This is a genomic window from Gardnerella swidsinskii (assembly GCF_003397705.1).
GTDB lineage: Bacteria > Actinomycetota > Actinomycetes > Actinomycetales > Bifidobacteriaceae > Bifidobacterium > Bifidobacterium swidsinskii.
This window is the reverse complement of record NZ_QJVB01000003.1, coordinates 203,408-217,710: the sequence shown is the minus strand read 5'-3', so window position 1 is coordinate 217,710 and position 14,303 is coordinate 203,408. Positions and strand designations below refer to the sequence as shown.

Sequence of the window (14,303 nt, the reverse complement as noted above, 5' to 3'; positions counted from 1 at the left end):
CACAGGGCAACATCGCCATGCATCTTTAACATGGCGTTCGCGCAACGGCACACTCACAAACACTAGCGAAAATTGCGCATCATAACACAATCTGCAAGTCATTAAAATACCGCATGCGCACCATGTTCGTGTCAATTAATAATATCATAAGAATTGCAAGACGCGCGAACAAGCACATACAATTAGCACTATTTTGCTTATTTTATATAATCGCAGATAATAATACAGCCAACGCACCAAGTATTGCCTGAGCAACGCACATAGGAAAAGCATCCTTATAGTCACCCATAAGCACACATTTAGTAAATTTATAGGCTTTAATAATAATAACTAACAATAAAATCCACTGAAAAGTAGCAAAAAATAAATGCCACGAAGAATTGCATACAATTGCACTAAAACTGAGGAAAATTTCAACACTATAAAAGCGCCATATTGACGGCACTGCTGAAGGTAACGCAATAATCAAAACAGAATATGCAATCAAAAGAACAGCAGAAACAATGCTCATAGCAGCACATAAACGTCTGCCATTGCGCTCGCCAATTTTAACCATAGCAGTTATTTTTCCATGTTCTTTATCGCTTTTAATATCTCGAAGATTGTTTACCATCATTAAGCAAGCCGAATAAGCACCAGGAATGCAAGATATTAGCACACAAGCCAAAATCCTTTGCCTGTTATTGATAAATATGCTAGTTTCTGGAATACCAATTCCATATGTAATTGCGCATAACGAACCAATAAAAGGAACAGGGCCGAAAAATACAAACGCACTTACTTCTCCCCAACCCTTATAACCGTAAGGATGTTTACCTCCTGCATAAAACCATGCTGCAGCAAAGCACGCAATTCCAAGTAAAATAAACCAATATATTCCAGTTCGCAAAACAATAATCAAACCAAAAATACAAGAAATAAAAGCAGAAATTATTACGGCTTTAAGCACAGATTTCGCGGAAATTCCAGCATTTGCAAGGCGCCAAGATACATCGCACAAAGGTTTTGAATTATTGCTACTTAAAGCACGCAAACTACGATTCTCATCCAAGCCATTCAATCCGTCACAATAATCATTGGCATAATTGACGGCGATTTGTATAAACGCAGCAACCATGCAGCACAAGAAAAATTGTATAAAACATTGCTCTAGATGCATAACTGGTTCTTCAAAATACGAAAATCGTATCATTCTAAATGAAACCGCAAACGCCATAACAACAGGAACTAAGCCTATTGGAAGCGTGTAAATTCTTGCACCCTTAAGCCAAATTTTTACACTTTTCATCAAAAGCCTCATAAATTATTTATGATTTATTTATTTATGATTTACACAAATATTTTATACTAAATTTGGCAAAAAGATTGAAGTGCATATTGGTAAAGCAATAATAAGTGCAGAAATAACTAGAGACAAGAATCCACGCCATCCGAATGGGTATTTGTAATACGAAGACTTGCGTGTGCGCAAATAAAAACCGCGCTCTTCCGCTGCTAGTGCAGAACTATCTGCTTTACGCACTGAAGAAACCAAAAGAGGCACAATAAGAGGCATCATAAGTTTTAATTTTTTAAATGGATTTTTACTATCGTATTCAACTCCGCGAGCCATTTGAGCTTCTGTGATTTGAGACATTTCTTGCGCAAAAATAGGCACAAAACGAACCGCAGTAGTTATAGTAAAAGCGTAACAATATGGAATATGCAAATATTGGACTACAGCATTTGCAAGATCGTTTAATTTAGTTACTGTTAGTACGGTAACAAGAGGAAAAGCAAAGCAGAACAATCTCAAAGCAGCTTTTGCACCAATATCAATGCCGTGCAATGTGAACCACAAGAAAATATAGTTGCCACTTTGAGCAATAACAGTCTGCAGCAAAAACATTACGCAAGAAATTATTAACATAGCTTTAATAAGACCAGATAATGTTTTAACAACACGAGTAAAAGCCATGCCAATAAAAATAATAGCTGCAAGCGCAATAAGCGCGGAATACTGTTTAGCAATAAACACGCTTATTACAACACTCGTAGCAAGAATTAGTTTTGCAATAGGATTAGTGCGATGAAGAAAAGTGTTACCTGGCTGGTAAGTTAATAATCTCGTTTTCATAAATATCAGACGCCTTTACTTCTACTTTTATTTGCTACTTTTATTTGCTATTGCTTCTGTTAATTCTGCTGATTCTGTACAGTCTGTTTTGTGATTTTTTCGCCGCGCAACGCTTCTACTAATTCTTCGCGCACATACAAGCCATTGCACTTATTAAATCCATGCGCAACCAAGCCTTGAGAAACGGAACACAATAATGGTGGATACAATGCTGCAGCAGAGCACACTTCCGGTTTTTCAAACACATCGTACGCTGAACCATCAATAATAAGCTTTCCATCATTAATTGTTATAAGTCGAGTTGCATAATCAAGCACAACTTCCATATCGTGACAAACCATAATCACGCAACAACCGTTTTTTCTTAAACGCTCTACAACTTGCATAATTCTCATGCATTCCTTGTAATCAAGACCGCAAGTTGGCTCGTCAAGAAGAAGAATCTTAGGATTTGTTACAACTGTTGCAGCTAAAGCAACCATTTGACGCTGGCCACGAGAGAGCATAAACGGGCTAGCTTCAGAATCCAGCTCCAACTCATCAATAATTTCCATTGCGTGAGCTTTAGCTTCGTCCTCATTCTGACCAATCAAAATACAGCTTAAAGTAACTTCTTCAAGTACCGTTTCTTTGCATAATTGTCGGTCAGGATTTTGAAATAAGGTAGATACATATTTTGCTATTTGACTAATACGAAGAGACTTAGTGTCAACGCCATCAATTGTTACGTTGCCTTCTGTTGGTTTTAATAAACCATTAATAATTTTGGTAATAGTTGTTTTGCCAGCACCATTTCTACCAACAAGAGTTACGAGCTCTCCAGCGTAAGCTTCAAAAGACACGTTTTTTAGCGCACTAACGCCACTTTGATACAAAAAACTGACGTTTTTAAGCGAAAGACATGGTGAATCGTTTTTCGATTTATTTTGTGCGTAAGATTGTGTAGAGACTTGCGATTCGTGTGAAAAGTCGCAAGCAAGCGCCGATTTATTTGAATCGCATTCACGATTATCAAATTCACTATGTGAATCAACATGTGAAGTCAAAGATTTTTCACTGTTGATCGTATTAACAATAGTATTTACTGTATCTTCTACAGACACAGGCAAATCGCTTTTAGAGCAAATATTCTCACGCTGTAAATCATTAACCAAATGCGTAGTACGCGGATAATTTATTCCAATAGAATAAAGCAAATCCATATTTTTCAACGCTTGGCTAACAGGCAAATCAAGCGACAAAATGCCATTAGAAAGCACAACTAAACGCTTGCAATACTCGCTTAAAAGCGCAACTTTTTGCTCAATTACAACAACCGTTATTCCAAAATTCTTATTCAAATCTTTAAGAATCGAAAAAATCATTTTAGAAGAAACAGGATCTAAAGCGCACGTCGGCTCATCTAACACCATAACTTTAGGCTTTAGCGCAAGAATAGCAGCAATTGCAACCTTCTGCTTTTGACCTCCAGACAAAGTGTCTAAATCACGGTTACGCAAATCACTAATGCCAACAATTTGCAAAGCTTCATCTATTCGACTTGGTATTTCGCTATGCGCAACGCCAAAATTTTCTAAGCCAAAAAGAATCTCATCTTCAACATTTGCGGCAACCATTTGCGCATCAATATCTTGAATAACAGATCCAACCAAGCAAGCAATGTTAGTTAAAGCAAGATTGTTAGTGTCTTGACCCGCAATCTTAACGCTTCCTAAAAGTTCGCCAGAATAATGATGCGGAATCGCGCCAGAAAAAAGCGAAGCAAGAGTTGTTTTTCCAGAGCCAGAAGGACCAATAATTCCCACAAATTCGCCAGATTCTACGCTAAGACTTACATCTTTTAGTGCAAAAGTGGAATCTTGTGCCTCTGAAGAGTCTAAAGAATCATCTTTATTCCGATTCACATACTTAAAAGACACATCTTTTAGCTCAAGCAAAGGCACAATAATTCCTAACTCTTAGAAACCTAACAATTACAATTACTAATGATATCTTACGATTATATTTATTCTGCGATTATATTCTTTGATGATTATATGACTTGCTGCATATTATCCAGCACAAACTATTCAACAAAATCATCAAATACATATTATCCAAAATACATATCATCTAAAATAAATCATCCAAAACAAATTCAAACACTTACTTATGCAGAACGAGTCGAATTGGGGTGTAAAGCACTTCAACAACAACAGCATTAAACACAGCAGTTCCAAAAATGATTGGAAGCATAACAAAAATCGTCTTAGGAGAATGAAGAACAAAGAAAGATGCAGTAGAAGCAAATATTAAACCAGAAACAACTGTAGTTATAAAAGTTGCTATAAGTGGGAAAATACTGAACTTTCTAGCAGCATCCTTAGGGAAAACGCGAACATAAGCCATAATCATCAAAGTCATAACAATCGCTGCCGGAATATCGCAAACATAATTAAGACCAGGAATAGATGCGTTAAATTGCATCAAAGTTGCAGCCAAAGCACCAATAATCGCGCCCTGAATAACATTTGGACGAACAAGCAAGATTGCAAGACAGAATGATGCGATTAAAAAGTTTGGTTTAATGTTTCCAATTGAAAGTGCTTTTGCAGCAGTAAAGTCAAGAATACATCCTGCTGCAAAAAGAACTGCAACCAACACTAAAGACGTAATATCTAAAGCATGCTTTTTAATGCTTACAGCATTAATCATGCTATCTGCATGTTCGCTAATTTCCTGATTCATAATCTTCTCCTTCATAATGCGATAATCAAATTTTAATTATCGACTTTTGATATTTATTTATGCTTACTTACATTCATTTATGTTTGTTTATATTTGTTTGCGTTTATTCAAGTTAATTTATTTACTTATTCTTCAATGTTGTTTTACTTGTGCAAAACAAGTCGAATTGGAGCGTAAAGCACTTCAACAACAACTGCATTAAATACTGCAGTTCCCAAAATAATTGGCAACATAACCATTACCATATTTGGAGAGTGAAGAATAAAGAAAGCTGCAATAAGAGCAAAAATGCAACCGGAAATTACTGTAGTAATGAAAGTAGTAATAAATGGGAATACGCTTACTTTACGAGCTGCATCCTTTGGGAACACGCGAATATAACCAATTAATATTGCAGTCATAATGATTGCAGCTGGAATATCACAAGCATACTCAAGGAACGGAATCGAAGTATTAAATTGAATTAACGTTGCAGCCAAAGCACCAATAATAGCACCCTGGTAAATCTTCGGTCTAACAAGCAAAATCGACAAGCAGAATGAAGCAATAACGAACTCAGGCTGAATATTTCCAATAGAAAGAGACTTTGCAACAGTAAAGTCAAGAATGCATCCTGCAGCAAAAAGCACTGCAACTAACACCAGTGAAGTAATATCTAATGCGTGATTCTTAACTTTCACATTTTGCATCATTGCAGCTGCAGCATCTGTAGTTGCGTTTGCACCATTGTTGTAAGCTTCCTTAACGGTTTCGTTAATTTCTTGAGCCATGATTTCTCTCCTTGTTTAAGCTTCATATTATTTGAATACAAAGCTATCGAATATTTTGTTGTTATTTGTGATTTGTGATTTGGTTATTTTTTAAAATTTAAGCTTATATACAAAAAGACCTCCGGGCTTACCCCGGAGGTCTTTTATAAGCTTTTATACGCAGCTTCTAAAACTTCAGAGTAAACTCACACCAAAGAGAAGACTGCCACCACCACATACGAGCAGCGTTAAGAGCATTGTGAGATTCAGCATTCATGTTCATGTTACGCATGATAACTGCCTCCTTAAGCTCATTAGCTGACTGTGGCTCACACACAAACCTCAACCGAAGTATTCGATATTTATTTGTGTTGGAAATGATGCTAACACTGCAAAAGTACAAATGCAAATATTGATTCGTAAAATATAATCATATTTTCAAAAATATAAGCAAAACATTACTTTTTAAAAATCTCCTATAAACCATTCTTACATAAGGAAAACAGCTACTATAATTTTAAAAAACGCCCGAAATTATTCAAAGCAAAAAATTTCTAAAAATAAGCGCAACACGCAAGCAAAAATAAAAAATGAGGGTAATAGCTTAGCAATTGCTACTACCCTCATTTTTTATTAAAACCTCAGTACTTAATCACAAAACACAAAATTATGCGAAAAGCACTTTGGATTTTAATAATTGCAAGACAGATGCTTAGAACGCCTTACTTTAATCAAGAAAGCACCTGCAACAGGCAACAATATTGCAATAATAAATGCGATTTGCGCTACACTACTGCCTGTTGAACTTAACGCATGAACATTCTTCTTAACAGCATTATTTACTACTGTTATTTCAGTCCAAGCAACTTGATTACCTTTTTCGTCAACCAAAACAACCGTATGCTTTCCGGTATATCCAGCTGGGAACTGAGCATCAAATTGAGGCTTGCCATTAACCATGCGAACAGTCACAAACTTTGAACCATCAGCACCCTTAAGCAAGCGTGGAGATGAATAGATATACGCGTAAGCATAAACTACTCCATCACGCTGCAAACGCTCGGTGAACTCTTTGTTTACAACATTAATTCTCACACTGTTAACAACACCTGCAGTTGCAACGTTATTGTTACCAACGCTAAGAGTTCCCTTTAATTCTGGATTAAGCTGCTGAACTGTTTTCGGAGCAACAGGTACAGGAGTAGATTCTGCTGGCTTAGCTGGAGCTGGTTTAGCAGAATCAGCTGGAGCCGGCTTTTCTGTTTTTTCCGACGGAACTGGCTTTTCCGACGGAACAGAAGGCTTAGACGGCTTTGATTGTTCACTGGACTCAGACGGAGTCAGCTTCGGAGCAGGAGCAGGAACTTGCTGATGCTCACCAGGTTTTGGAGCTGGAGCTGGCTTTGTGCCAGGCTGATCAGGTTTTGGCTTCTCAGGCTTCTTACTAGGATCCTCACCAGGCTTTGGCTTTTCACCAGGCTTTTCACCAGGCTCAGACGGATTCTCAGGCTGTTTGCCAGGCTCATCACCAGGCTTTGCATCCGGAGGAATTGGCTTAGATTCCTTATCTTTACTAAGCAATACTGCTGTAGAAACAGGAGCAATCTTGTATGTGCCATCATCAGCAACAGTTGCGTCTTGAGCAGTATCATTCACTTTGCCATTAGCAACAAGTGCAGAATACTTTCCTGCTGGAATCTTTACTTGAGTTTCAGCATTATTAGCATTGAACACTACAACATATTGCTTATCTGCATCGTTAAGCGTGTATGCAATTACACCATCAGGAGTGCCATCAATCATCTTCATGTTCTTGTTAATTATTGCATAATCAAAATCACGAAGAGATTTAATGCTCTTACGTAGCTTCAACAATCCCTTGAAATAGTTCACGGAATCAGACTTGTCAGCAGCACGATTCCAATCAAGAGCATTGTCTTTATCGCCAGCATTGTAACTATTATCGTTACCATTCTTAGTTCGCAAGAATTCCTGACCAAGCTGAATAAACGGCATGCCGCGCGAAAGCAAAATCATTGAATTTGCAAGCTTTACTCTCTTCAATCGTACGTCTTCAGTGTCGTTAGGAGCAGAGACCTTTAGCTTATCATACAACGACAAGTTATCGTGAGCTTCAACATACTGAACAATTTGACCTGCATCAGCAAAGTGCGTTTCAGCATTACCATTCCAGCACTTAACAGTACTACTCGTGCCAAATTGGCAACCAAGCAAATTATGCTCAAGCAAAGCCTTAACACCTTTATCTGTATTGCCATTGACAAAACCAGTACCCTTAGCAGCAAACACAGAACCTTTTACAGAATCGCGGAATGAATCGTTAAAGAACGCTACTCCTGGAATCTTATAAGCATTTGGTTGAATAGTAGACTCGCTCTTAGGAAGCAGTTCATTCATATCCCAGCCTTCACCAAGCACAATAATTGAAGGATCAATCTTATTAAGCTCAGCACGCACTTCTTGCATAGTCTTCAGGTCAATTAAGCCCATCAAATCAAATCGGAAGCCGTCGAGGTTGTAATGCGTAGCCCAATACTTCACAGAATCCAAAATATACTTGCGCATCATTTGACGTTCAGACGCAGTATCGTTACCGCATCCAGAATTACCATTCAGAGCACCATCCTTATAGCGGAAGTAGTATCCAGGAACTGTCTTGTTAAACGAATGATTTTGTGCGTCGTAAACATGGTTGTAAACAACATCCATAATCACGCGCAAACCAGCCTTATGAAGGCCAGCAATCATTTGCTTAGCTTCCTGAACTCGCGTTGTTGGATTGGCAGGATTTGTAGAGTAAGATCCTTCAGGAACATTGTAGTTTTGCGGATCATAACCCCAGTTTTGAGCGCCTTGCTTTCCATAGCTCAAGTCACCAGTTTCATTCACAGAACCAAAATCATACATTGGCATGATTTGTACGTGAGTGACACCAAGCGACTTCAAATAATCAAAGCCAGAAACATTCTGCTTATCTTTAGTCTTAGTGCCTTCTTCTACTACGCCAAGATACTTGCCACGATGAGCATCGCTAATACCAGAGTTTGGATTGATCGAAAAGTCACGAACATCCATTTCTGCAATTGTTGCGTCACTTGGATTCGTAAACTTTGGCATACGATTTCCAGCACTGCCTGCGTCTTTATCTGCTAATACAACAGAACGCTCACCGTTTACTACTGCAGCTTTCGCATAAGGATCAGCAGAAACATTCACTGTGCCATCAGCAAAATGAACTTCATATGCGTAAGCTGTATTAGCTTTGTCACCTTCAAGCTTTACAGACCATACGCCACGATCTTCTGCTTTCATAGCTGTTTCTTTGTCTTTTTCAGCTTTTTCAGCAGTCGACTTATAAGTAATCAGCTTTACTTCAGTTGCTGTTGGAGCCCAAAGCTTGAAAGTAGTTGAAGAAGCAGAATACACAGCACCTAAATCATCACCATTGTACGCGTATTTCTTATCGAACTCATCGGTACGAATTACGCTAGCACCAGTTTTTGAGGAAGCAGAAAGCTTAATACCTGTAGCTAATCCTTTAATACTCAACTCATACTTATGCTTAATATTAAGGTCATTCTTGGTTTCGATAGTAATCTCTGAACCATTAGCTTTAGCAGAAGCAATTTCAACTTTCTTGCTAGGATTTTCACTAGTATCCAAAAGTGTTACGTCAGAATCTTTTACAGAAGACACGTCACCAGACACTTTTACAACTAACTTCTTTAAGCCAGCAATATCAGCAGACATCACGTGAGCTGTAAGTTGTGGCATAGTAGCGTTTAAGTACACTGTCATGTCATCTTGCATTAACCAGACTTCAGCACTACCCTTGTTTGGATTATTTGCATCTAGCTTAATCGCATTGTTTGGAATACTGCGATTGCTAGGATCTTGTTGATCCCAAGCGTTAATTGGCGTAGATTTTCTAACTTTGAAGCCAACACTGTCAATACCAGCATCATTCTTAGCAGTAAAGGTTGCAACTTTGCCATAATCGTCATGCGAAGTGAAGTAACGAGCAGTACCACCGATTCCGTCATTCCAAGTCCACATGTTCCAGCCTTCATAATCGCCAGCATTCCTGCGATAATGAACTGTTACCTTTAGCTCTTTTGGCTTCTTCTTAAGGTTGTCTGGAGCAGCAAACTGCGTAGTATCCGATCCGCCTGTTACCCAAGCTTCAGCAAGACCACTTGCGCAGTTTTCAATAGCACGATCGCCACCGTCTTTATTCCAATCTTTTGTAGTAGTAATAAAGGAAAGTGACTTGTTTTCAAAAGAACCATCAACCGTAGTTTCAAAAACTTTTCCGAATTTATCAGTGCCATTAAATTTATGCCAAGCTCCAGGTAAATCTTTACCATCCTTGTCTTTGCCCCACAAATAAACGCCAATATCGCGAGTATCACCAGCTTTTGGCTTGTAGTGGATACGAACAGTAGTCTTTGGATTATATGCTACTGGGCAAGGATTTACTCCAACGCTACCCTTGTGATCTTGAGCTACATACGAATCAGTGTGAGCTGGAATCTTAAAGTTATTATTATCTCCTTCGTGATACCAGTAACCTTTGCCATCGTTAAACACTGCTTCATAAACTTTGCCATTGGTTCTAATTGTCTTCTTATACCAACTATCGCAAGCCTTTTGCATCTCATCGCCAGGAGCTTGAGTCCAGCTTGAGCCTATACCGTAGTGAACATATACTTTTTTACCGTTAAACTTTTCATCTGGCTTAAAGTAAATGGTCGTTGTAGGATCTTCTGGCATACCTGCATCAGGCTTTTCTTCACCATATTGAGGATCAGATGTGTCTGCGGCAGAGCCTGCCGGAGGATTAGCCTTTGTGGCATTAACATGTAAAGCTACTGCTTCGCGAGCGCCAATCTTGGTTCTAACTTCACCTTTTTCAACTTTAACAGTCTTAGAGCAGTCTCCTGCAGCATACACATTGCAGTACTCACCATCAGGCAAATCAGTCTTATAAGAAACTTCTTTTTCGTCAAGAGAATTGTTGATCGCTAAGAAGCCCTTCTTTTCGCGGCTAAAAGCAATGTTGTTATCGCCATCATCCTGCCAATTTGTGACTTTCGCACCTTGAACAGCATTGTAGAATCCAATCATTCCACGAATCGAAGTCCAACGCTGAGTGCACTGCCACTTTGAATTAGCACCACAAGTTACTTCCGGAACAGACGTTTCAGTTGCACCAGGAGCACCATCATCATTCTTATCGAACTTGTATCCGGAATACACGTTTGGAGTGCCGTATGGCCACGCGAGCATGAAAGCGTTTGCTAAAGCGTAACGACGACCGTCCTTATACGTAAGCACGCTGTTACCGCGCTCTGTATCCCAATTCGTAACGAAAATAGCAGCTTTATCGCTCTTAACCATTCCGTCTTGAACTTTGTTCAAAGGCTTACTTGCCTTCATCAGCGAGCCTTTGAAACTTTGCATAAGCTGGTAAGAGTAGCCAAACTCGTTAACTTCGCCTTCATTCAAATGCGCAGCTGGCTGAATTTGTTGAGCTTCTGAAGGATTGCCAATAGTTTCCTGCATCCACCAGATGTCATGAATCTTTTTGCTATCTTCAACACTTTCGTTGTATTGCCTTATAGCAGAAGCTTTAATGCCCCTCATATCTTCTGGCGAAATATGCTTTACAGCATCAACACGGAAACCAGCAACACCAAGCTTCAACAAATCTGCAAAATACTTACCTAAAACTTGCTGAACATGCGGCTTAGAAGTATCCAAATCAAGCAAACCAACAAGTCTGTGAGTCCAAACTTCTTCAGCATTCGTGTAATCTTTAATATTTTCAGTGCTCTTATGGAAATCATCCTTAGTGTATCCAGCGTCTTCAAAAGTCTGCGAAGCAGCATCATACTTACTACCACCAACGCCAACAGTATCCTTATTATCAACGCCAGCCATGTGATTAATTACAGCATCTGCAATAATTCCAACCTTTGCTGCTTTGCAAGTTTTAATCATATCTTTAAACTCAGCTTCAGTGCCAAGTTTAGAATCAAGCTTATAGCTCACAGGCTGGTAAGAAGTCCACCAAGCTTTACCTTTAATATGATCCTGAGAAGGCGAAATTTGCACATACTTCACACCTTCAGGGCCATAAGTTTTAGTGCACTCTTGAGCAATACTCTTCCAATTCTGCTGGAATGCAGTAACAATAACACCTTTACCTTTAAGAGTTACATTCGAAGAAGTTTCTTTGCTATTGCTAGACTCCCCGCTAGTCACAGCGTTTGCGCTAATTGTAACAGCAAAACCAGTTACAAGCATTGCAACAGACGCAACAATAGCAACCATCTTCGATGCAAAGTGTCGACGATGACTCATCAGTATCCTTTCCTCCATTGGTATTAACGCGCTCCTTCCTTGGACGCATTAATAGCTCTAATACACAAGCGATGGCTAGCACAACTATGATGCTAACCATCGCCTAATAATATGTACAATCAGCGGAGAAAATTGTATCATTCAAACACTACAATACCAATTTATTTACAATCAGTATCTGCTTTCAGCTTATTTATTAAAATCAGCTTACTTGTTAGAATCTAATTTTTACTAGGATCTAACTTTTGTTAGAATCTAATTTTTACCAGAACCTAACTTTTTATTAGAATCAGCCTTGTTCTTGCACAGAATCAGCACTAATTCAATCAACAGAACAACGAAAACAACTACAATCATCAACACTGTAGTCAGCACAGAAGTACTTCCAAAATGCTCTACAGCCTTAACATGCAAAGCAATAGCAGAATAAGCTGGAATAGTTGTCTCTACTTTCCCACCATTTACAGTAACTGTGCTAAAGCATTTACGTGAAGCATATACGTTGCAATACTCACCATCAGGCAAATCAGTTTTATAACTCACATTTTTAGGCTTGTCAGTATTGTTAATCGCCAAGAATCCCTTGTTTTCGCGACTAAAAGCAATGTTATTATCGTTGTCATCTTGCCATCGAGTCACTTTCGTGCCCTTAACAGCATTATAGAATCCAATCATTCCACGAATCGAAGTCCAACGCTGAGCGCACTGCCACTTTGAATTCTTGCCGCACTTTACATCTGGAATGTGCGTATCAGTTGCACCAGGAGCACCATCATCGCGCTGCGTGAACTTATATCCAGAATAAATATTTGGTGTTCCATAAGGATAAGCAAGCATAAAAGCATTAGCTAACTCGTACTTTGCTCCATCCTTATAAGTGAGAACTCGAGTCGAATTGTCACGCTCAGTATCCCAGTTAGTCACAAAAATAGCGGCTTTCTTATTAGGAATAAGCTGATCTGTAATATGAGACAAATTCTCAATTGAACCATAGAAATAATTACGCAAGCGATACGAGTATTCAAACTCATCTACTTCGCCTGTACCAACATATTGATCCGGCTGAATTTTAGGATCTTGTTCAGGGAAACCAATTGTTTCTTGCATCCACCATATGTTTTCAGGCTTCGTTCCAGCAGCTTTAGCAGCAGCTTCTTTTATGCCTTTCACATCCTCAGGACACATATGTTTTGCGGCATCAACTCTAAAGCCTGCAACACCCATTTTTAGCAATTTTGCAAAATAGTTACCAAGAATTTTTTGCACATGCGGCTTAGAAGTATCCAAATCAAGCAAACCAACTAAACGATAATTCCAAACGACTTGCGCATTTTTATATGTGTAAATATCTTTATCTATTTGGTGAAAATCATCTTTTGTGTAACCAGCATCCGGATAGCTTTGATTTGCCGCATCATACTTACTACCGCCAACACCTACAGTATCTTTATTACCATCGCCGGTTGTGTGATTAATTACAGCATCAACAACAATTCCAACACCAGCAGCCTTGCAAGTAGTAATCATATTTTTAAACTCGTCTTCAGTGCCAAGCTTTGAATTTAGATTGTAACTAACTGGCTGGTAAGAAGTCCACCACGCTGTACCTTTAATATGATCCTGCGGCGGCGAAACCTGTACATAACTCACACCCTCAGGACCATAAGTTTGCTTACACTCTTTTGCAATACTTTTCCAATTTTGCTGAAAAGCAGTAACAATCACACCTTTTGGCGGAAGACCGTCTGTTGATTTAGTTGAAGCAAATGCCGAAGAGTTTGGGACAATAGCAAAAATACACATTAATACTGTTGCTACAGCAGCAATTGCAGTAAAAGAGCACATTACATTGCGCTTGTAATTATCGATTAATTCGCAAGCATAATTACTTTTTTTACGCTCACTTACTTGCAATTGTGCACTGTGGATCATCGTTGTTCCTTTCACATACGTACAGCACTTTTCATTATGCAGAATACTTTTATCATTATACGCTCATTGTTTATGTACAAAACATTAAAATACAAAATAAAAACGTCGCCTAGCAAGCTAAGCGACGTCGTGCACGTGCCCCCGGTGAGACTCGAACTCACACTGCACAGATTTTGAGGCTGTTTCCTCTACCAATTGGGATACAGGGGCATTTTTAATTTTCCGCATTTTTTTGCGACTTGTCGACTATAGCACACTTTAAGCCACATGCAAATAGTTAAAGCATTTTGCGCGTGTCGCAAATCAACAATATTGATCATACATAACATAATGCGCGCAAACTGCAAAACAGCTAGCGCGCATTATGCAAACTATACTACTGCGCAAATGCA

Annotated in this window: 7 protein-coding genes and 1 tRNA gene; all 8 read right to left on the bottom strand. The window is 38.8% G+C overall.

The genetic code is table 11. From position 1 onward, the window contains the following. Positions 1 to 202: 202 nt before the first annotated feature. Positions 203 to 1,288 carry a 1,4-dihydroxy-2-naphthoate octaprenyltransferase gene (gene menA / locus D0T18_RS04900; protein WP_033888750.1) on the bottom strand — a complete coding sequence of 362 codons (1,086 nt, stop codon included), beginning with the start codon at positions 1,286 to 1,288 and terminating at the stop codon, positions 203 to 205. Between the two features lie 54 nt (positions 1,289 to 1,342). Then, the gene (locus D0T18_RS04895) at positions 1,343 to 2,116 is read right to left on the bottom strand and encodes an energy-coupling factor transporter transmembrane component T family protein (protein ID WP_004111322.1); all 774 of its coding nucleotides are present in this window, start codon (positions 2,114 to 2,116) and stop codon (positions 1,343 to 1,345) included. 59 nt (positions 2,117 to 2,175) lie between these two features. Next, the gene (locus tag D0T18_RS04890) at positions 2,176 to 4,059 is read right to left on the bottom strand and encodes an ABC transporter ATP-binding protein (RefSeq protein WP_103013977.1); all 1,884 of its coding nucleotides are present in this window, start codon (positions 4,057 to 4,059) and stop codon (positions 2,176 to 2,178) included. Between the two features lie 202 nt (positions 4,060 to 4,261). Next, complete coding sequence (locus tag D0T18_RS04885; RefSeq protein WP_012914058.1) at positions 4,262 to 4,843, bottom strand: tryptophan transporter; 582 nt, start codon at positions 4,841 to 4,843, stop codon at positions 4,262 to 4,264. Between the two features lie 143 nt (positions 4,844 to 4,986). Beyond that, entirely contained in the window at positions 4,987 to 5,613 is a 627-nt protein-coding gene (locus tag D0T18_RS04880; protein ID WP_116440590.1) for a hypothetical protein, read from the bottom strand. Positions 5,614 to 6,282: 669 nt separating this feature from the next. Continuing rightward, positions 6,283 to 11,979 (bottom strand): type I pullulanase, encoded by a 5,697-nt coding sequence (pulA, locus tag D0T18_RS04875; protein WP_420870296.1) that lies wholly within the window; start codon positions 11,977 to 11,979, stop codon positions 6,283 to 6,285. Positions 11,980 to 12,234: 255 nt separating this feature from the next. After that, positions 12,235 to 13,824 carry an alpha-amylase gene (locus D0T18_RS04870; RefSeq protein WP_420870295.1) on the bottom strand — a complete coding sequence of 530 codons (1,590 nt, stop codon included), beginning with the start codon at positions 13,822 to 13,824 and terminating at the stop codon, positions 12,235 to 12,237. Between the two features lie 223 nt (positions 13,825 to 14,047). After that, positions 14,048 to 14,121 (bottom strand) — tRNA-Leu (locus D0T18_RS04865). Positions 14,122 to 14,303 lie beyond the last annotated feature (182 nt).